The sequence below is a fragment of the Polaromonas sp. genome (genome assembly GCF_030689685.1).
GTDB lineage: Bacteria > Pseudomonadota > Gammaproteobacteria > Burkholderiales > Burkholderiaceae_C > Polaromonas.
Genome location: NZ_JAUYEY010000006.1, coordinates 153,152 through 172,500 on the forward strand (window position 1 = coordinate 153,152; position 19,349 = coordinate 172,500).

Sequence of the window (19,349 nt, forward strand, 5' to 3'; positions counted from 1 at the left end):
TTACTTTCTCCTAGGGCAGCTTTGGGTTGTATGAGTTGGATCGATGGTTTGGTAGTGTTTGAACGCTACCGTGACGGACGCATTGCTTACAACGCGGTCAGCCGGAGAAAGTCTTCTCCCACTGGTTTCTAAAGGCACTAGTCCAAAGATCAAATTTGTTGGCAAGTTGTATAGCCATGAATCGATTTGTTCGGGCCAACTCCACTGTTTGCCCGAGCTATCAGGCTTAAGCTGAACATAAAATGGGGTCGTGCAGAAATAGTTGTTCTTCCATTGCCAGTCGTGGTTTGCTGCCGAAGCTACCAAATTCGGCGTCCCATCCGGCGCAATCGCTAAAAGCACCAAACCTGCATCATCGGTATGTGTATATCGCCTGCCCTTATAAGTGAACTCAATGGTGGAGCGCCACTCAGGCCCATAACCAAATTCCAGCGGGTTGCCGGGTGCGCTCTTGAACGTGTAGCTACCAGTGCGTTTCACCACAATCATCTCCCCCGTATTCAGCGGAACCTCCTCCTCCCATTGCACAGTCCTGGAACAGGCAGTCAGTTGCAGGGCAGCAAGCAAAGTTACCAATATTTGCAGCAACTTTTTGAAGTAACTCATTTCAGTCCTTTTTGGGTCTCGGTATTTCTAGTAAATGCCGTCCGGGGCAACAAGTAGCCCTGGTTTGTCGCTGTGTCTGTAGCCGCTACTAATTCGATAGCTACCCAACAAGCATTGGCGTGGGCTAGGGCACGATTTGGCTTGAAGGCTGAGTCTACAAACTATTGGATAAAATCGGCCTATAGCCCTTATTGGGTGTGCACAAGCAGCTACTAAATTCATAGCATCTCCAGAACTCGACACCCGCCTCACCGCTCCCTCCCCGCTTCAGCCGACACCTTTTGCACCGGGCTCAGCAAATACGCCATGATGGTCCGGCGCCCCTGGTGAATCTCTGCGGCGACTTGCATGCCGGCCTCCAGGCCCTTGCGCTGGCTGGTGTCGCCGTTGAGGGATTCGAGAAACTGTGTATCCAGTTTGACCAGCGCTTTGTAGCCCTGCGGCGCAACTTGGCCGGGGTTGGTGTTGTTGTTTGATTGCGCGTCGGGCGCCAGGGTCTGGATGCGGCCTTCGATCAGCCCGTGTTTTTGAAACGGGTAGGCCGCCACCTTGACCCTGACCTGCTGGCCTGCGCGCACAAAACCCACGTCTTCATTTTTAACCTGCACCTCGGCCAGCAGTTGCTCGCCCTTGGGCACCAGGGTCAGCAAGACCATGCCGGGCTGCACCACGGCGCCCTTGCTGGTGGTGGCCACGTCTTTGACGATGCCGGCCTGCGGCGCCTTGAGCTCAAGCAGGCTGGTCTTGTAGCCCATCTTCTGGGTGTCTTGCTCCAGCTTGGCCAGTTGGCCCATGGCCTCGGTGCGCTCAATCAGCAACTGGCTGCGAAAGGTGCTGGCCAGGCCCGCAATTTTTTTGTCTTGCGCGGTGATGGTGGACAGCAGGCCTTGCACGGTGGCGGCCTGGGCTTTGAGGTCTTGTGATTTTTCAATCGCCTCACGCTCTTTGTCGTTGCCGGCAATCGGGCTCAAAAAACCTTCGGCCACCAGCTTGCTGTGGGCCTTGGCGCTTTGCTCATAACTGGGCAGCGTGCTTTTGAGTTTGGTTAACGTTTCCTGGGCTGCGCGCAATTCGTTTTGCGCACGTTCGCGCGTGGCTGCCTCTTGAGCCAGTGAGTCAGTGAAAGCTTGTAGATGCGCTTTGGCCTGGGCTTGCACCTGGGCAATCATGGCCGGCTCGTCACCGTTTTTGATGGCCAGCGGTACACCCGCCAGCTCTGCGTCGACGCGGCGCAGTGTCAGGCGTTTTAAAGTCAATTCGCTGGCCAGGCTGCGGCTGTCGGCGCTGGTCATGGTCGGGTCGAGCCGAATCAGCACCTGCCCGGCCTGCACCAGGTCGCCTTCTTTGACCAGAATTTCAGCCACCACGCCGGCCTCGGCCGGTTGCACGATTTTTGTGTAGCTGATGGGCACCAGTTTGCCTTCGGCCACCGCCACAATATCTACCTTGGCAAAGATGACCCAGGCCAGCAAAATGGTAAAGAGCGCAGCAACGATGTAAAAAATCAGCCGCGGCAGCTTGGGCATGGGGCTTTCCTGAATGGCCAGCAGGCCGGGGGAAAACTCTGCGGCGTCGGGCAGCAGGCGTTTGGTGAGGGCTTGGGACAAAGTGCTCATTTGACGTAACTACTCAGGTGGTCGGGGTTGGTTTTACTCCCTCTCCTCCTGGGAGATGGCGGGGACTGAACGCTGCGGTTCCAGACGCACTTGAGCGCATCTGGACAGCGTGAAGAGGCGCGGACTCTGGCCGGGCTGCGGTCTGCAAGACAGGGCTGGCGGTCTATGCATAGAGCTGTCGTATGTTGTGGCTTGCTGGCCCTCACCCCAACCCTCTCCCAGAGGGCGAGGGGGCAAGAAAAGCGTGCGCATGCAGCGACCTGAGTAGTTATCATGCGACCGCCTTGGGTTGGATGATCTTTTTCACATGCCCGCCGCCAATCACAAATATCTCGTCCACCTGCAAGGTCTTGGGCAGCGCATGCGTGACAAACAGCATGCTGACCTTGCCGCGCAAGGCGTTGACCGTGGTGGCAAAAGAGTTGGCGGTTTGTGCGTCTAGCGCGCTGGTGGCTTCGTCAAAAATCAGTACCTTGGGTTTTTTGAGCAAAGCACGGGCAATGGCCAGGCGCTGCTTTTGCCCGCCCGATAAACCAGCGCCGCGCTCGCCAATCTCGGTCTGGTAGCCCTGGGGCAGCGCCTGGATGGCGTCATGAATTTCAGCCATCTGGCAGGCCTGCACCACCTGGTCAAAGCTTGCGTGCGGGTTGGCCATGATCAGGTTGTCATACACCGTGCCGCTGAAGAGCACCGTCTCTTGCGGCACCACACCAAAGTTGGCGCGCAGCTCGTTGGCGCTCAGGTGCAGGATGTCGATGCCGTCCACTTTTATTTGCCCCTCGGTGGGCCGGTAAAAGCCCTGTAGCAGTTTGGTCAGGGTTGATTTGCCGGTGCCGCTGGGCCCCATGATGGCGACGGTCTGGCCCGGCGCAATCGTGAGGTTGACGTTTTTGTAGAGCAGCGGTAAATCTGGCGCGTAACGAAAGCCGATGTCTATCAGTTCAATCGCGCCCCTGGCCTCGCTTTTGCGGCTGGGCGCCAGGCGGTAGGGCTCGGTGGCTACGTTCATCAGGTCACCCAGCCTGTCCACCGCCAGGCGGGCTTGCTGAAACTGCTGCCACAGGCCCACCATGCGCAGCATGGGCTGGCTGAGCTTGCCGGCAAACATCTGAAAAGCCACCAGCATGCCAATGGTGAAAACGCTGCCCGTGCCTGCGGCCAGGGCCACGGTGTCGGGGTGCATGACAATCCACGCGCCGGTGACCAGTATCAGCAGCGTCATCATCTGCTCCAGCGTGTTGGCCACCACGTTGTAGGTGTTGGCGATTTGTTTGGTCTGAAAGTCTGACTGCAGGTAAGTGGCCAGATAGCCGTCATAACGGGTTTGCAATTGCGGCTCAAACTGCAGACTTTTGACGGTCTCCAGCCCGGCGATGTATTCGGTCAGGAAAGCCTGGTTGCGCGCGCCCAGCATGAACTGCTGGTTCAGGCGCGTTTGAAAGATGGGAGCCACCAGAAAAGACAGCAGCGCGATGACGGCCAGAATGCCCAGCACGATCAGCGTCAGCGTGACCGAGTAGTAAAACATCACGCCCACGCAGATCAGCAAAAATGGCAGGTCCAAGATAATGGTGACGGCTGCTGAGGCAATGAACTCACGTATGACCTCCACCCCGTGCAAGCGTGCGGCAATCACGCCGGTGGGCCGGTTTTGAAAATACCTGGGTGGCAGACGAAACAGGTGCTGAAACACTGCCGCACCCAACACCGCATCAACCCGGTTGCCGGTGTGCAAAATTGCGTACTGGCGCACCCAGGTCAGCAGCGCAGCAAACAACATGAACACCGCCATGCCTATGGCCAGGGCAATCAGCGTGCTCTCGGTGCGATGTGTAACCACTTTATCTATGATGGCCTGGGTAAACAGGGGCAAGCCCAGCGCCAGTAGTTGCAGCACCAGGCTGGCGCCCAATACTTCGTGCCAGACTTTGCGGTGCTTGAGCAACTCGGGCACAAACCAGCTGAAGCCGAAGGACGGGCCGATAGCGGCAGTGGCATCAGGGTCGCGCACGGCTTCGTCTTCCGGGTACAGCAACACGGCCTGGCCACTCAGGGTTTGGGCAAATTCAGCCCTGGCGTTTGTCACTGGCAAGCTGGTGTGGGCGGGTAGCCAGACCGCCTGGTCGTCACTCACAGCAATCACCACGCCCAGTGTGAAGGCAGTGAAGGCAGGCGGGCCGATGTCTGCTATGCCCTCATTCGGCTCAGCGCTGGCCTCAGCGGTGTTGATGTTGCGCAACTCCACCAGCAGGGGCAAGGGCAACTGGTCAAGCACCTGGGGGTCTATGGCGCGAAGCTGGGTTTTAAAGCCCAAGCCGCGCGCCGCGCGCACCAAGGCAGCCTCGTCATAGGGCGGCGGAAACTGCTGTAGCAGCAATTGCGCGTCAAACGGGCGGCGGTATACCGCGCACAAGGTTTGCAGCGCCCACACAAAGTCGGTTTGTGAATATTCTTTGTTCATGCCCCTACCCACAAGCTGCTTGTGAGCTCTCCCTCAATTCGTATGCGCACAGCATATGTTTGAAACATCGCGAAACGATGCTGATTTATCTACAAATCGAGGTAGGCGTGTGGCTGACCCCTGTCAATGTTGACAGGGGTAGGGCGTAAACCACGGGTAAGTACTAGAGCCCCCACGCTCGCTCACTGCGTGTAGCTCGCTGCCCCCCGAGGGGGCGCTGCGCCTGCGGACTGGCAAAGCCAGATCCGCGGCCCCGGCTTGAATCAGAGCCGCCGTACTCGCTCGCTGTCCCATGAAGGGCGCGCGCATGTTGGCCCGAACGGGTTCACGACCCCCGGTACGTCGAATAACTCCAGGGGCTGACCAGCAGGGGTACGTGGTAGTGCTGGCTGGTGTCGGCCACGCCGAAGTCGATGCTGACTTTGTTCAGGAAGTTGGGCTCTGGCAGCGTGACGCCGCAGCCGCTGAAGTACGCCGCCACATCAAACACCAGCCGGTAGGTGCCGCGTTGCAGGCTGCTGCTGTCGTAAAGCAGGCCGTCCGGGTTGCGGCCATCGCTGTTGAGGGCAAAGGCTTTGACCAGCACTGCCAGCCCGCCCTCTGTGGTGTAAAGCTCGACCAACATGCCGGCCGCCGGGGTGCCGTGCATGGTGTCCAGCACATGTGTGCTCAAACCCATGTCATTTCCTTGTTGGTTGCCGCTGGGGCGATAGTGGGTCCACTGAAAGTGTATACACTTTCAACGCCATTTCGATGGCGCTGTTATGAACACGACCACTTACGACACCACCCTGCCCTACCCCCGCGACCTTGTTGGTTACGGCCGCACCCCACCGCATGCGCAATGGCCGGGCCAGGCCCGCATCGCCGTGCAGTTTGTACTCAACTACGAAGAAGGCGGCGAAAACTCGGTGTTGCATGGCGACGCCGGGTCCGAGCAGTTTCTCTCCGAGATGGCGAATCCGCCCAGCTACCCGGATCGCCACCTGAGCATGGAAGGCATTTACGAATACGGCTCGCGCGCCGGGGTCTGGCGCATCCTGCGCGAGTTTGAAAAACGCCAGCTGCCGCTGACGGTGTTTGGTGTCAGCATGGCGCTGCAGCGCCACCCTGAGCTGACCGCTGCTTTTGTTGAACTCGGCCATGAGATTGCCTGCCACGGCCTGCGCTGGATCAATTACCAGAACGTCGATGAAGCCACCGAGCGTGAACACATGCGCCTGGGCCTGGACATCATCACGCAGATGACCGGCCAGCGTCCACTGGGCTGGTACACCGGCCGGGACAGTCCGCGCACGCGCCGGCTGGTCGCCGACGACGGTGGCCTCGCCTACGACAGCGATTATTACGGCGACGACCTGCCCTTCTGGATGAAGGTCGAGCGCAGCGACGGCACGCTGGTGCCACGCCTGGTCGTGCCCTACACGCTGGACACCAACGACATGCGCTTTGCCCTGCCCCAGGGTTTCTCGCAGGCCGATGATTTTTTTATCTATCTGCGCGACAGCTTTGATGCGCTGTATGCCGAGGGCGAGACCGCGCCCAAAATGCTCAGCATCGGCATGCACTGCCGCCTGCTGGGCCGGCCCGGCCGCATCGTGGCGCTGCAGAAATTTCTCGATCACATCCAACAACACGAGTATGTCTGGATCTGCCGCCGCATTGACATTGCCAGACACTGGCAACACGTCCACCCTTTCAAAGAATGATCATGGCCCTGACCCTGGAACACATCAACACGGCGCCTGTTGCAGAGGCCGCCGCCCAGCTCGACGGGCTGTACGAACACTCCCCGTGGATCGCCGAAGCCGCGCTCGCGCAGCGGCCCTTCCGGTCCCTGCCGCATCTCAAACATGCGATGGCGCGCATTGTTCATGACGCCGGGTGCGAAGCGCAACTGGCCCTGATCCGCGCCCATCCGGAACTCGCCGGCAAGGCCATGGTCAGCCAGGCGCTGACGGCAGAATCGACCAATGAACAAAACAAGGCGGGGCTGGCAAACTGCAGCCCCCAGGAGTTCGAAAAAATCCAGGCGTTCAATGCCGCCTACACCGCCAAATTCGGTTTTCCCTTCATCCTTGCGGTGCGCGGCCCGCGCGGCACGGGCCTGCTCCGGCAGGAGATCATCGCCACTTTCGAGCGGCGCCTGGCCAATCACCCCGACTTCGAGCTGGCCGAATCGCTGCGCAACATCCACCGCATCGTGGAGCTGCGACTGAACGACAAGTTCGGTGTCGAGCCCCGACTGGGCCACCAGGTCTGGGACTGGCAGGAAGAACTGGGCGCTTTCAGCGACCCGGGCTACAAGGAACAAGGCCAGCTCACGGTGACTTACCTGACCGACGCACACCGCGCCGCTGCCGGGATGATTGAACGCACCATGCTGGGCAGCGGCTTTGATGAGGTGAACATTGACGCGGTTGGCAATGTGGTGGGGCGCTACAAGGCGCGCCCTCACCCCAGCCCTCTCCCGGAGGGAGAGGGAGAAAGAGAGGGAGAGGGAGTAAAAACTCTGATGACTGGCTCGCACTACGACACGGTGCGCAACGGCGGCAAATACGACGGTCGGCTTGGCATCTTCACGCCCATCGCCTGCGTGGGCGAGTTGGCGCGCACCGGCACACGCCTGCCCTTTCACTTTGAAGTGATTGCCTTTGCAGAAGAAGAAGGCCAGCGTTACAAGGCGACGTTTCTCGGCTCGGGCGCACTGATTGGCCAGTTCAACCCGGCCTGGATGGACCAGAAAGACGCGGACGGCATCAGCATGCGCGAAGCCATGCAGCACGCCGGGCTGCCGGCAACGCTGGAGGCCATCCGCGCGCTGCAGCGCCAGCCATCGGACTACCTCGGTTTTGTCGAGGTCCACATCGAGCAGGGGCCGGTGCTCAACGAACTCGATATTCCGCTGGGCATCGTCACCTCCATCAATGGCGGCGTGCGTTATGTCTGCGAAGTCAGTGGCATGGCCAGCCATGCCGGCACCACGCCGATGAACCGGCGCCGCGACGCGGCCGTCGCTGTGGCCGAACTCGCGCTGTACGTGGAGCAGCGCGCCGCCCGCGACGGTGACTCGGTTGGCACCATCGGCATCCTGAACGTGCCCGGCGGTTCCATCAATGTGGTGCCGGGTCGCTGCCAGTTCACACTGGACCTGCGTGCCCCCAACGACGCACAGCGTGATGCACTCGTCAGCGACGTGCTGGCAAAACTGGACGCCATCTGCGAACGGCGCGGTGTAGCTCACACGGTGGAAGAAACCATGCGCGCTGCCGCAGCGCCCAGCGCGCCCGACTGGCAGCAGCGCTGGGAAAGTGCGGTGGACAGCCTGGGCGTGCCGCTATACCGCATGCCCAGCGGGGCGGGGCATGACGCCATGAAGTTGCACGAGGTCATGCCGCAGGCCATGCTGTTTGTGCGCGGGCAAAACTCCGGTATCAGCCACAACCCACTGGAAAGCACCACCAGCGACGACATCGAGCTGGCGGTCCAGGCCTTCCAGCATCTCCTGAACCAACTCGCGACCGAACACTGATGACCGATGACGACAAGCTTGATGCCTGGGTCGACGCGCACTTCGACGAAGAAGTGCGCTTCCTGCAGGAACTGATCCGCGTTCCCACACCGACCCCACCCGGCGACAATGCGCCGCACGCCGAACGCACCGCCGAGCTGCTCAAGGCTTTCGGCTTCGAGGCCGAAAAACACCCGGTACCGGCTGCTGAGGTGCAGGCCTATGGGCTGGAATCGCTGACCAATTTGATCGTGCGTCGTCCTTATGGCAAAGGCCGGACCATTGCGCTGAACGCGCATGGCGACGTGGTGCCGCCCGGCGAAGGCTGGAGCTGCGACCCGTATGGCGGAGAAATAAAAGACGGCCACATCTATGGCCGCGCCTCGGCCGTCAGCAAGTCCGATTTCGCGACCTTCACGTTTGCGGTGCGTGCGCTGGAGTCCCTGGGCCTGCCGCTGCATGGCGGCGTGGAATTGCACTTCACCTATGACGAAGAGTTCGGCGGCGAAATGGGCCCCGGCTGGCTGCTGCGCAACAAGTTGACCCGCCCTGACCTGCTGATCGCGGCCGGCTTCAGCTACGAAGTTGTCACCGCGCACAACGGCTGTCTGCAAATGGAGGTCACCGTGCACGGCAAGATGGCGCATGCGGCCATTCCCGATACTGGCGTGGATGCCCTGCAAGGCGCAGTGCAGATCCTGACCGCGCTCTACGCCCAGAACACCTTGTACCGGCAGGTCAGCTCGCAAGTCGCCGGCATCACGCATCCTTACCTGAACGTCGGCCGTATCGAGGGCGGGACCAACACCAACGTCGTGCCCGGCAAGGTGATGTTCAAGCTGGACCGCCGCATGATCCCCGAGGAAAACCCGGCGGAGGTCGAAGCCAGCATACGCAAGGTGATTGCGAAGGCGGCAGCGACATGCCCGGGCATCCAGGTCGAGATCAAGCGTTTGTTGCTGGCCAACGCCATGAAGCCGCTGCCCGGCAACCAGCCGCTGGTCGAGGCCATCCAGAAACACGGGCAGGCCGTGTTCGGCGAGCCGATTCCCGCCATGGGCACACCGCTGTACACCGATGTGCGCCTGTATGCCGAGGCCGGCATCCCCGGCGTGATCTACGGCGCCGGGCCGCGTACGGTGCTTGAGTCGCACGCCAAACGCGCTGACGAACGCCTCTCGCTGGAAGACCTTCGCAAGGCAACCCAGGTGATTGCCCGCACGCTGCGCGAGTTACTGAGCTGACAACGCTCTGTTTTTGATAGCTGTTGATGCACGCTGGATAAGGGCTAAAGGCCTTTTTCTTCATAAAAAGGGCTGTTTCAGGCTTTCGGCAAGGTCTCCCACCAGCGCTCGGCGAAGCGCCCCTGCAGGTAGGCCACAAAGGCCTGCACCTTGCCGGGCACCAACTTGGGGGAGGGAAAAACCGCATGGATTTCCTGCTCTGGCAGGCTGTGGTCGGCGAGCACTTCCAGCACCTGCCCGGATACCAGCGAATCAGCGGCCACATAACGCGGCATGGCGGCGATGCCCAGGCCGTTGCGCGCAGCCGCCAGCACGGCCGACAAGTTGTTGGATCGCAAACGGCCAGCCACCGGTACCGTCACCGCTTCACCCTTGGCCGAGATCAGGCGCCAGACATCGTCGCCCAGCACACTGCTATAGATCAGCGCGGCGTGACCGCTCAGGTCTCTGGGTTTTTTCGGCGTGCCGTACTTCTTGAGGTAACGCGGCGCCGCGACCATCACCCAGGGATTGACGCCCAGGTAACGCGCGCCCAGGCTGGAGTCGGCCAGCTTGCCCATGCGCACCGCCACATCCAGGCCTTGCGACACCAGATCGGTGTAGCGGTCTTCGAAGCTCAGGTCCAGTTGCACCTGCGGATGCCTTTTCATGAAGTCCAGTGCCAGCGGCACGATCACGCGTCGGCCAAACGCCACCGAGGTGCCTATGCGCAACATGCCCTGGGCCTGGTTCTGGCGCAGGCGCACAACGTTGTCGGCTTCTTCGGTCTCGCGCACGATGATCTTGCATTTTTCGTAATACAGCGCGCCCGACTCCGTGAGGCTCACGCCACGGGTGTTGCGGTTGAGCAGGCGCACGTTCAGGCGCTCTTCGGTCGCCGCAATCTGCTTGGAGACCGTGGGCTGGGTGGTCGAAAATTCCCGCGCCGCTTTTGAGAAGCTGCCGGTTTCCACCACCCGCACAAACATGTGCATGACCTGCAATCTGTCCATGGCCTGATGATAGTCACTTATTCCACCACGGAATAGCTTTTATGGTTTGTGTGCATCTTCTGCAACCTCGTCCTGCTGCCTACAGTCGAGCCTCCACAAAGGAGACAAGACATGGCAAAAATGACAGCCGCCCAGGCCGCCGTCTGGGTGATGGAAAAGGAAGGCGTGACGCAGGCCTTCGGCATCCCCGGTGCGGCGATCAACCCGCTGTATTCCGCGCTGCGCAAGCAGGGCACGATCAGCCATATCCTGGCGCGCCACGTCGAAGGCGCCTCGCACATGGCCGAGGGCTACACACGGGCCGCCGCTGGCAACATCGGTGTCTGCATCGGCACCTCCGGCCCGGCCGGCACCGACATGATCACCGGCCTGTATTCGGCGCAGGCCGACTCAATTCCCATCCTCTGTATCACCGGCCAGGCGCCGCGCGCCCGCCTGTACAAGGAAGACTTCCAGGCGGTGGACATCGAGTCCATCTCCAAACCGGTGACCAAATGGTCGGTCACCGTGCGCGAGCCGGCGCTGGTGCCGCGTGTGTTCCAGCAGGCTTTCCATGTGATGCGCTCGGGCCGCCCGGGCCCGGTGCTGATTGACCTGCCCTTTGACGTGCAGATGGGCGAGATCGAATTCGACATTGACACCTACTCGCCGCTGCCGGTGTACAAACCCGCAGCGACACGCGCACAGATCGAGAAAGCTCTGACGATGCTCAACGAGGCGGACAAACCGCTGATCGTGGCCGGCGGCGGCATCATCAACGCCGACGCGTCGGACTTGCTGGTGCAGTTCGCCGAGATCACCGGCATCCCGGTGATCCCCACGCTGATGGGCTGGGGCACGATTCCGGACAGCCATCCGCTGATGGCCGGCATGTGCGGACTGCAGACCAGCCACCGCTACGGCAACGCGACCATGCTGGCTTCGGACTTTGTGATCGGCATCGGCAACCGCTGGGCGAACCGCCACACCGGCTCGGTCGAGGTCTACACCAAGGGCCGCAAGTTTGTGCATGTGGACATCGAACCGACCCAGATCGGCCGCGTGTTTTCGCCCGACTTCGGCATTGTGTCGGACGCCAAGGCCGCGCTGGAACTGTTTGTCGAGGTCGCCACCGAGTGGGCAGCACAGGGCAAGCTGAAAGACCGTGGCGAATGGGCGTCGGCCTGCCGCCACCGCAAGGGCACCATGCTGCGCAAGACCAATTACGACAGCGTGCCGATGAAGCCGCAGCGCGTCTACCAGTGCATGGTCCGTGCCTTCGGCGAAGACGTTTGTTACATCAGCACCATCGGCCTGTCGCAGATTGCCGGCGCGCAGTTCCTGCATGTCTACAAGCCGCGCCACTGGATCAATTGCGGCCAGGCCGGCCCGCTGGGCTGGACCGTGCCGGCCGCGCTCGGCGTGCGCGCGGCTGACCCAACCCGCAAGATCGTGGCGCTGTCGGGCGACTATGACTTCCAGTTCATGATCGAAGAGCTGGCCGTGGGCGCGCAGTTCAAGCTGCCCTACATCCACATGGTGGTGAACAACTCCTACCTCGGGCTGATCCGCCAGGCGCAGCGCGGCTTCGAGATGGACTACTGCGTGCAGCTCGGTTTCGACAACATCAACACCGATCAGGACGAACCGGTCCGGGCCTACGGCGTGGACCACGTCAAGGTGGTCGAGGGCCTGGGTTGCAAAGCCATTCGTGTGCATCGGCAGGAAGAGCTGGCGCCGGCGATCCAGCAGGCCGAGGCCTGGATGAAGGAGTTCCAGGTGCCGGTGGTGATCGAGGTGATCCTCGAGCGTGTGACCAACATCGCCATGGGCACCGAGATAGACAACATCATCGAGTTCGAGGACCTGGCCGCCACCCGTGACGATGCACCCACCGCCGTGGCTGCGATGCTGGACTAGGACAAGACTATCCATGCCGAAATTCGCCGCCAACCTCACCATGCTCTTCACCGAGCTGCCCTTCATGGACCGCTTCGCCGCTGCACGGGCCGCTGGCTTTGAAGCTGTGGAATACCTTTTTCCCTACGACTACGGCAAGGAAGAACTTGTCACCGCCTTGAAAGACAACGGGCTCAAGCAGGTGCTGCACAACCTGCCGGCCGGCGACTGGGCCGCCGGCGAACGCGGCATTGCCTGCCACGCCGGCCGCACCTCCGAGTTCCGCGAAGGCGTTAATCGGGCGATAACCTACGCCACGGCGCTGGGCTGCCCGCAGCTCAACTGCCTGGCCGGCAAGCTGCCGGAAGGCGCCAGCAGCACGCTGGCCCATGCCACCCTGGTGGCCAATTTGCGCTTTGCGGCATCGGCCCTGAAAGCGGCCGGCATCCGGCTGCTGATTGAGCCGATCAACACTTTCGACATCCCCGGCTTCTTTCTGTCACGGACCGACCAGGCGCTGGCCATCCTGGACGAAGTGGCGTCACCCAACCTGTTTGTGCAGTACGACATTTACCATGCGCAGCGCATGGAGGGCGAACTGGCCAGCACCCTCAGTAAACACCTGGCACGCATAGGCCATATCCAGCTGGCCGACAACCCAGGACGCAACGAGCCAGGCACCGGCGAGATCAACTACGCCTGGCTGTTCAAACACATTGATGCGGCCGGCTACGCGGGCTGGATCGGTTGCGAATACAAACCCAAAACCACCACGACAGCAGGCCTGGGCTGGCTGGCAGGAGCAAACACATGACCAAATCAGGACTGAAGATCGGTTTTATCGGACTGGGCATCATGGGCGCGCCCATGGCCATGCACCTGCTGCAAGCCGGTCACATCTTGTTCGTCAACACCCTTCGCAAGGTGCCCTCGGCGCTGGCCGACGCTGGCGCCACCCTCTGCACCACGGCGCGCGGCGTGGCCGAGCGCGCAGACATCGTCTTTGTGATGGTGCCCGACACACCCGACGTAGAGGCCGTGCTGTTCGGCAACGAAGGGGTCGCCTCGGGCTTGTCCCACGGCAAGACCGTGGTCGACTGCAGCTCCATCGACCCGATTGCCACGCGCGGCTTCGCCAAAAAAATCCAGGCCCTCGGCTGCGAGTGGCTGGATGCACCGGTGTCCGGCGGCGAGGTCGGCGCCAAAGCCGCCAGCCTGACCATCATGGTCGGCGGCGAGCCATCGACCTTCGAGCGGGTTAAACCCCTGTTCGACTTGATGGGCAAGAACGTGACCTTGGTAGGCGGCCCCGGCGACGGCCAGGTCTGCAAGGTGGCCAACCAGATCATTGTGGCGCTGACGATTGCCGCTGTCGGCGAAGCGCTGGTGTTCGCCTCCAAAGCCGGTGCCGACCCGGCCCGCGTGCGCGCCGCACTGATGGGTGGCTTTGCCTCATCGCGCATTCTTGAAGTGCACGGCGAACGCATGATCAAGCGGACCTTTGCACCGGGTTTCCGCATCGCGTTGCATCAGAAAGACCTCAACCTGGCGCTGCAGGGCGCGCGGGCGCTGGGCATTGCGCTGCCGCAAACCGCCGGCGCGGCGCAACTGATGCAGTCCTGCGTGGCACTCGGCCACGGCCAGGCCGATCATTCTGCACTCGTCAAGGCGCTGGAAGCCATGGCCCAGCACCGGGTGGCGCCCGACGCCTAGGCGGCCACGACCTTGCCTGCCGGCAATTTCTGAATAAACAGGGGCCAGACGCCCCGAATCGTTCCGCCTGCCCCGTTTTAAGGGGTATGTACGGAGATTTCGCTGCGTCCATTCCGCCGAACTTGCCCGAGAATAGACCCTGAAAATAATGTGTACAACCCATGTGTACAAACACAGGCATTGTTTTTGCTTGGCTTGAAGCAGCCGATTCATTTCTATCTGGAGTTCCCATGACAAAACGCGTTTTCATCAAAACCCTGGCCGCCCTGACGGTCACTGCCGCCACCTGCAGCAGTGCCTTTGCGCAAAACACGCCCATCAAGTTCCAGCTTGACTGGCGTTTTGAAGGCCCGGCCGCGCTGTTTTTGACACCGGCTGCCAAGGGCTACTTCAAAGACGCCAAGCTCGATGTGACGATAGATGCGGGCAATGGCTCTGGCGGCACTGTGACGCGCGTGGCGTCGGGCACCTACGACATGGGTTTTGCCGACCTGGCCGCGCTGATGGAGTTTCATGCCAACAACCCGGACGCCCCCAACAAGCCGGTGGCCGTGATGATGGTTTACAACAACACGCCGGCCTCGGTCATGGCCCTGAAAAAATCCGGCATCAAGACCGTGGCCGACTTGAACAACAAAAAACTCGGCGCGCCGGTGTTTGACGCCGGCCGCCGCGCCTTCCCGATTTTTGCAAAAGCCAACAACGTGACCGGCGTGCAATGGACGGCCATGGACCCCCCTTTGCGCGAAACCATGCTGGTGCGCGGTGATGTGGACGCCATCACTGGCTTTACCTTCACATCACTGCTCAACCTCGAAGCACGCGGCGTGAAAGCTGAAGACGTGGTGGTGTTCCCCTATGCCGAAAACGGCGTCAAGTTGTACGGCAACGTGATCATCGCCTCACCAAAAATCATCAAGGAGAACCCCGCCGCCGTGAAAGCCTTTTTACTGGCATTCACCAAAGGTGTGAAAGAAGTGATCGCCAAACCGGCACTTGCGATTGAAGACGTGAAAGCACGCGACGGCATCATCAACGTGGCGCTGGAAACCCGCCGCCTGCAATTGGCCATCGACACCGTGGTCAACAGCCCGGATGCACGCGCCGACGGTTTTGGCCAGGTCAAAGGGCCCCGCCTGTCGCTGATGGCCTCCCAGGTGTCCGATGCCTTTAACACCAAGACCCGCGTCAACCCCGATATCGTCTGGAACGGTGCTTTCCTGCCCACAGTCGCCGAACTCAATGTTCTGCCCGCGCTCAAAAAATAAGCCTGCAAACGCTGTCCAGGCGCAAGCCTGATGGCCGTTGAGTTGACACGGCCAGCTTTTCCCTGAAAGGCTGGCCGTTGTCCTGAATACCCCGAGCGAATCACGAACCATCCCATCCATGCAAGATCATCCCGGCAGCCATTTTGTTGACTTCAGCGATGTCTGGCTCGCCTACAACGACGAGTTGCTGGCTCAAAACCACTTCGCGGTAGAGGCGATTGACCTGCAGGTGCGCGAAGGCGAGTTCATTGCCATCGTCGGGCCTTCGGGCTGCGGCAAATCGACCTTCATGAAACTCACGACGGGCTTGAAGATGCCGTCGCGGGGCCGCATCCTGATCGACGGCCAGCCAGTGACCGGGCCGCTGAAGATATCGGGCATGGCCTTTCAGGCGCCCTCGCTGCTGCCGTGGCGCACCACGGTGGACAACGTGTTGCTGCCGCTGGAGATCGTCGAGCCCTTTCGCAGCCAGTTCAAAACCCGGCGCAAGGAGTTTGAAGAACGGGCGCGCAAGCTGCTGCAAAAAGTCGGTCTCGGTGGTTATGAAGACAAGTTTCCGTGGCAACTGTCCGGCGGCATGCAGCAGCGCGTGAGCATCTGCCGCGCGCTGATTCATGAGCCCAAGATGCTGCTGCTCGATGAGCCTTTCGGCGCGCTGGACGCCTTCACGCGCGAAGAGTTGTGGTGCATTTTGCGCGACCTGTGGGCCGAGCAGCGCTTCAACGTCATTCTGGTCACGCATGATTTGCGCGAGTCGGTTTTTCTGGCCGACACGGTGTATGTGATGAGCAAAAGCCCCGGGCGGTTTGTGGTCAAGCGCGAGATTGATCTGCCGCGTCCGCGCGACCTCGAAGTGACTTACACCCAGGCCTTTGGCGACATCGTGCATGAACTGCGCAGCCACATTGGCGCCATCCGCAGCCCGGTGACGGCCACCCCACCTTCAGCGCCAGCCGCCCTCACACCATGACCAAAAAACAGATGGAGCGCTGGTCGCCCTTTGCCCTGCTGCTGGTCATCCTGGCACTTTGGCAGTTGGTGGTGATGGTGTTTGGCATTGCCGAGTACATTTTTCCTGCCCCACTCGCAATCGCGCAGGCCATGGCCGAGTTTGCCGGGCCGATTGCGCAAGCCGCCTGGAAAACCTTCTGGGTCACCATGGTCGGCTTTGGCATTTCGATTGTGGTGGGCGTCATGCTGGGCTTTCTGGTCGGCTCCTCGCGCCTGGCCTATGCGGCGGTGTACCCGCTGCTGGTCGCCTTCAACGCCGTGCCCAAGGCGGCGATTGTGCCCATCCTGATTGTCTGGTTCGGCATTGGTGTTGGCCCGGGCATTTTGACCGCCTTTCTGATCTCGTTTTTTCCGATCACCGTCAACATGGCCACCGGCCTGGCCACGCTGGAGCCCGAGCTGGAAGACGTGTTGCGCGTGCTGGGCGCCAAACGCTGGGACGTGCTGGTCAAGGTCGGCCTGCCCCGCTCCATGCCCTACTTCTACGGCTCGCTCAAAATCGCGATCACGCTGGCTTTTGTAGGTACCGTGCTGGCCGAAATGACCGCCGGCGACTCAGGCATCGGCTACCTGATGCTCAGCGCCGGCTCACAACAACGCATGTCGCTGGCCTTTGCCGGGTTGGTGGTGATTGGCGCGATGGCGATGATCATGTACGAGCTGTTCAGCTACATTGAAAAACACACCACAGCCTGGGCGCACCGCGGCTCAGAGGGCACTTGACCGGCGTTGAGGAACAAAATCGGCACTTTGCCCTTTAACGACGGGAATAGTTTGCTATTAAATAAGTAGCATTTCAGACCCAAATTGTCCTGGACTAGATCCGGGATCCATCGTGGCATCCCGCAGGTGCATAGCGTAGGCCCGCCATGTCACTATTTTGAAGCCCTTCAAAAGACATTTATCTGTGCAAATCATCCATTAAGTGGTAAATTTGCAAGTATGTTGATTCGTAAGGCCCTAAAAACTGTGCAACAAGCACTGTCGCGGCAAGCCTCTGTGGCGCTGATCGGCCCGCGCCAGGTCGGCAAAACCACCTTGGCGCTGGACATTGGCAAACAGCAAAACGGGCTGTACCTTGATCTGGAAGACGTTCAGGAGCGCGACAAGCTCAGCAATCCCGGCGCTTTTTTGTCTGCCTACGAAGACCGGCTGGTGATCCTGGACGAAATTCACCGTGTGCCCGATCTTTTTTTGACGCTACGTGGCCTGATTGACCAAGGCCGCATCCGGGGCCGACGCACCGGGCGCTTTCTGCTGCTCGGCTCAGCTTCGCTCGACCTGATGCGCCAAAGCGGTGAAAGTCTGGCCGGGCGCATCAGCTACATCGACATGACGCCTTTGAGCGTGCAGGAAGTACCCACAGAGGCGTTGGAAGCGCTCTGGCTGCGCGGCGGCTTTCCTGACAGCTTTCTCGCGCAAGACGACCGTCTGAGCCTGGACTGGCGCAAAGATCTGCTGCGGACTTACCTGGAGCGCGATGTGCCGATGTTTGGCTCGCGTATTCCGGCAGAAACCCTGCGCCGCTTCTGGACCATGCTGGCGCACAACCAGGGCGGATTGCACAACGCCTCGCGTTTGGCCGCCGGGCTGGAAGTGAGCAGCCAGAGCGTCAGTCGCTATACCGATTTGCTGGTTGATTTGTTGCTGGTGCGCAGGCTACAGCCCTACCACGCCAACGTCGGCAAACGACTGGTGAAGTCGCCCAAGGTGTACATCCGCGACAGCGGATTGCTGCATGCATTGGTCAATGTGCAGGATCGCAACAGCCTGCTCGGGCATCCGGTGGTAGGCGCAAGCTGGGAAGGTTTTGTCATCGAAAACCTGATCAATGCCGCCCCGGCACTGACAGTACCAGGCTTTTACCGCACATCAGGCGGCGCAGAGATTGACCTGCTGTTAGAGCTGCCCGGTGGCGAGCGCTGGGCCATTGAAGTCAAACGCAGCCGCGCCGCCAAACCTGCCCGTGGGTTTTACGAGGCCTGCGACGACCTGAAACCGGCCAGGCGTTTTGTGGTGCATGCGGGACTGGACGGTCAAGGGCCCTACCCCATCAGTGCCGACGTGCAAGCCATCGGACTGCGCGGGTTGACGGACATGCTGGAACAACTGCGTGCTTGAGTCAACACCCATGCCCGTCAGAACGCTCATGCCCTCACCCCAACCCAACCCTCTCCCAAAAGGTGAGAGCAGTTCAGCTCAAAATGTCACCACCGCCTGTAGCCACAGCGTCGGCGTCTTTGCGGCAGACGCCGGAATGCTGGCTGCCTGACCGCCATGGGTGCGCCAGGCCAGGCTGGCTTTCAGCTGCAGAGCTGCCAAGCTGGCGTTTATGCCAACACCCGCACCGGCCAGAGCGCGCTTGGCTGGAGAGGCGGGCACACCAAAAGGCCGCTTATTGATCGTGACCTCGCCCACGTCATAAAACACCGTCCCCTGCCAAACCTGTGTGAAGCTGTGACGCACTTCCAGCGTTCCTTTAAAGCCTTCATCGCCCGATGCCTCGCCGCCCGGGTAGGCTCGTACCCCGGTCGGCCCGCCCAGGCTGAACTTCTCTGAGGAGTCCAGGTTCTTGCTGGCCTGCTGGCCATTCAGTGAGACTGAGACCAGCGTGCTGTTGTTGATGCGCTGGAGTCGGCTCAGGCCGTAAGTCACCTTGCTGTAACTGCCATTGGTCTGGGCTGATGCGGCATCAATTGCCAAAGCACCGGCTGAGGCAATGTTCAGGTTGCCCATGACTGCGCCTAAGTCAAAGCTGTTGATACCGCCACCCATGAATGCGTCTTGCAAATTACCGCTCAAACCAAGACCGGTCAAACCGATCTTCTTGTCAGTGGTGGTGGCCGTGGCATTGACTTTGTCGTTGAGGTTTTTACTTTCAAAGCTGAGAGTGCCGCTTAAATTCTTGGCTGGGCTGCGAATGAAGGGATAGGCGGCGAAGACGGAGGTAGAGTTGGCACTGCCTTGCGCTTCAAGCAGGGCAAACTCCCGGCCCAGTTTGTAACGGGTGTCAAAGTAGGCGGCACCCAGACGAAGGCCGTCACTGCCG

16 protein-coding genes (1 of these 16 cut by a window edge) are annotated in these 19,349 nt (G+C 60.8%); 10 read left to right on the forward strand and 6 right to left on the reverse strand.

Annotated elements, in window-relative coordinates; genetic code table 11:
- From Q8O29_RS01575 to uraH, 4 genes are all read right to left on the reverse strand, one after another.
- Positions 1 to 606: a hypothetical protein gene (locus Q8O29_RS01575; protein ID WP_305560296.1), complete on the reverse strand. Its 606-nt coding sequence runs from the start codon at positions 604 to 606 to the stop codon at positions 1 to 3.
- 248 nt (positions 607 to 854) lie between these two features.
- Entirely contained in the window at positions 855 to 2,222 is a 1,368-nt protein-coding gene (locus Q8O29_RS01580; RefSeq protein ID WP_305560297.1) for an HlyD family type I secretion periplasmic adaptor subunit, read from the reverse strand.
- Between the two features lie 271 nt (positions 2,223 to 2,493).
- The gene (locus tag Q8O29_RS01585) at positions 2,494 to 4,683 is read right to left on the reverse strand and encodes a peptidase domain-containing ABC transporter (protein WP_305560298.1); all 2,190 of its coding nucleotides are present in this window, start codon (positions 4,681 to 4,683) and stop codon (positions 2,494 to 2,496) included.
- A 325-nt stretch (positions 4,684 to 5,008) separates the two neighbouring features.
- Positions 5,009 to 5,362, reverse strand: a complete 354-nt coding sequence (gene uraH / locus Q8O29_RS01590; RefSeq protein ID WP_305560299.1) for a hydroxyisourate hydrolase — start codon at positions 5,360 to 5,362, stop codon at positions 5,009 to 5,011.
- A gap of 85 nt (positions 5,363 to 5,447) precedes the next feature.
- Between uraH and puuE the strand changes: the two genes are divergently transcribed.
- Genes puuE through Q8O29_RS01605 form a run of 3 tightly spaced genes read left to right on the forward strand, consistent with a single transcriptional unit; the run spans position 5,448 to position 9,438 of the window.
- A complete protein-coding gene (gene puuE, locus Q8O29_RS01595; RefSeq protein ID WP_305560300.1) occupies positions 5,448 to 6,392 on the forward strand; it encodes an allantoinase PuuE in 945 nt (314 codons plus the stop codon).
- 2 nt (positions 6,393 to 6,394) lie between these two features.
- The gene (gene uraD, locus Q8O29_RS01600) at positions 6,395 to 8,215 is read left to right on the forward strand and encodes a 2-oxo-4-hydroxy-4-carboxy-5-ureidoimidazoline decarboxylase (RefSeq protein WP_305560301.1); all 1,821 of its coding nucleotides are present in this window, start codon (positions 6,395 to 6,397) and stop codon (positions 8,213 to 8,215) included.
- The gene (locus Q8O29_RS01605; RefSeq protein WP_305560302.1) at positions 8,215 to 9,438 is read left to right on the forward strand and encodes an ArgE/DapE family deacylase; all 1,224 of its coding nucleotides are present in this window, start codon (positions 8,215 to 8,217) and stop codon (positions 9,436 to 9,438) included. The genes uraD and Q8O29_RS01605 overlap by 1 nt, the downstream gene beginning before the upstream one ends.
- 77 nt (positions 9,439 to 9,515) lie before the next feature.
- Here the strand turns inward: Q8O29_RS01605 and Q8O29_RS01610 are convergent, their stop codons facing one another.
- Positions 9,516 to 10,430: a LysR family transcriptional regulator gene (locus Q8O29_RS01610; RefSeq protein WP_305560303.1), complete on the reverse strand. Its 915-nt coding sequence runs from the start codon at positions 10,428 to 10,430 to the stop codon at positions 9,516 to 9,518.
- 111 nt (positions 10,431 to 10,541) lie between these two features.
- Between Q8O29_RS01610 and gcl the strand changes: the two genes are divergently transcribed.
- From gcl to Q8O29_RS01645, 7 genes are all read left to right on the forward strand, one after another.
- Positions 10,542 to 12,329, forward strand: coding sequence for a glyoxylate carboligase (gene gcl / locus Q8O29_RS01615; protein WP_305560304.1), 1,788 nt, complete (start codon positions 10,542 to 10,544; stop codon positions 12,327 to 12,329).
- Between the two features lie 13 nt (positions 12,330 to 12,342).
- The gene (gene hyi / locus Q8O29_RS01620) at positions 12,343 to 13,122 is read left to right on the forward strand and encodes a hydroxypyruvate isomerase (RefSeq protein ID WP_305560305.1); all 780 of its coding nucleotides are present in this window, start codon (positions 12,343 to 12,345) and stop codon (positions 13,120 to 13,122) included.
- Positions 13,119 to 14,021 carry a 2-hydroxy-3-oxopropionate reductase gene (locus Q8O29_RS01625; RefSeq protein ID WP_305560306.1) on the forward strand — a complete coding sequence of 301 codons (903 nt, stop codon included), beginning with the start codon at positions 13,119 to 13,121 and terminating at the stop codon, positions 14,019 to 14,021. The genes hyi and Q8O29_RS01625 overlap by 4 nt, the downstream gene beginning before the upstream one ends.
- 230 nt (positions 14,022 to 14,251) lie before the next feature.
- Positions 14,252 to 15,289, forward strand: coding sequence for an ABC transporter substrate-binding protein (locus tag Q8O29_RS01630; protein ID WP_305560307.1), 1,038 nt, complete (start codon positions 14,252 to 14,254; stop codon positions 15,287 to 15,289).
- A 118-nt stretch (positions 15,290 to 15,407) separates the two neighbouring features.
- Positions 15,408 to 16,259, forward strand: a complete 852-nt coding sequence (locus tag Q8O29_RS01635; protein WP_305560308.1) for an ABC transporter ATP-binding protein — start codon at positions 15,408 to 15,410, stop codon at positions 16,257 to 16,259.
- Positions 16,256 to 17,023 (forward strand): ABC transporter permease, encoded by a 768-nt coding sequence (locus tag Q8O29_RS01640; protein ID WP_305560309.1) that lies wholly within the window; start codon positions 16,256 to 16,258, stop codon positions 17,021 to 17,023. Before Q8O29_RS01635 ends, Q8O29_RS01640 begins: the two co-directional genes overlap by 4 nt.
- A gap of 219 nt (positions 17,024 to 17,242) precedes the next feature.
- A complete protein-coding gene (locus tag Q8O29_RS01645; RefSeq protein ID WP_305560310.1) occupies positions 17,243 to 18,421 on the forward strand; it encodes an ATP-binding protein in 1,179 nt (392 codons plus the stop codon).
- Positions 18,422 to 18,499: 78 nt separating this feature from the next.
- Here the strand turns inward: Q8O29_RS01645 and Q8O29_RS01650 are convergent, their stop codons facing one another.
- On the reverse strand, positions 18,500 to 19,349 hold the 3' portion of the coding sequence (locus tag Q8O29_RS01650) for a ShlB/FhaC/HecB family hemolysin secretion/activation protein (protein WP_305560311.1). The gene runs 809 nt beyond the window's last position; 850 of the gene's 1,659 nt are visible here — the last part of the coding sequence; its start codon lies off the right edge, out of view — the gene reads right to left on this strand; the stop codon is at positions 18,500 to 18,502.

Coding starts and splice junctions, on each gene's coding strand:
- Q8O29_RS01575 (WP_305560296.1), bottom strand. CDS start 606: ATGAGTTACTTCAAAAAGTTGCTGCAAATATTGGTAACTTTGCTTGCT.
- Q8O29_RS01580 (WP_305560297.1), bottom strand. CDS start 2,222: ATGAGCACTTTGTCCCAAGCCCTCACCAAACGCCTGCTGCCCGACGCC.
- Q8O29_RS01585 (WP_305560298.1), bottom strand. CDS start 4,683: ATGAACAAAGAATATTCACAAACCGACTTTGTGTGGGCGCTGCAAACC.
- uraH (WP_305560299.1), bottom strand. CDS start 5,362: ATGGGTTTGAGCACACATGTGCTGGACACCATGCACGGCACCCCGGCG.
- puuE (WP_305560300.1), top strand. CDS start 5,448: ATGAACACGACCACTTACGACACCACCCTGCCCTACCCCCGCGACCTT.
- uraD (WP_305560301.1), top strand. CDS start 6,395: ATGGCCCTGACCCTGGAACACATCAACACGGCGCCTGTTGCAGAGGCC.
- Q8O29_RS01605 (WP_305560302.1), top strand. CDS start 8,215: ATGACCGATGACGACAAGCTTGATGCCTGGGTCGACGCGCACTTCGAC.
- Q8O29_RS01610 (WP_305560303.1), bottom strand. CDS start 10,430: ATGGACAGATTGCAGGTCATGCACATGTTTGTGCGGGTGGTGGAAACC.
- gcl (WP_305560304.1), top strand. CDS start 10,542: ATGGCAAAAATGACAGCCGCCCAGGCCGCCGTCTGGGTGATGGAAAAG.
- hyi (WP_305560305.1), top strand. CDS start 12,343: ATGCCGAAATTCGCCGCCAACCTCACCATGCTCTTCACCGAGCTGCCC.
- Q8O29_RS01625 (WP_305560306.1), top strand. CDS start 13,119: ATGACCAAATCAGGACTGAAGATCGGTTTTATCGGACTGGGCATCATG.
- Q8O29_RS01630 (WP_305560307.1), top strand. CDS start 14,252: ATGACAAAACGCGTTTTCATCAAAACCCTGGCCGCCCTGACGGTCACT.
- Q8O29_RS01635 (WP_305560308.1), top strand. CDS start 15,408: ATGCAAGATCATCCCGGCAGCCATTTTGTTGACTTCAGCGATGTCTGG.
- Q8O29_RS01640 (WP_305560309.1), top strand. CDS start 16,256: ATGACCAAAAAACAGATGGAGCGCTGGTCGCCCTTTGCCCTGCTGCTG.
- Q8O29_RS01645 (WP_305560310.1), top strand. CDS start 17,243: ATGTTGATTCGTAAGGCCCTAAAAACTGTGCAACAAGCACTGTCGCGG.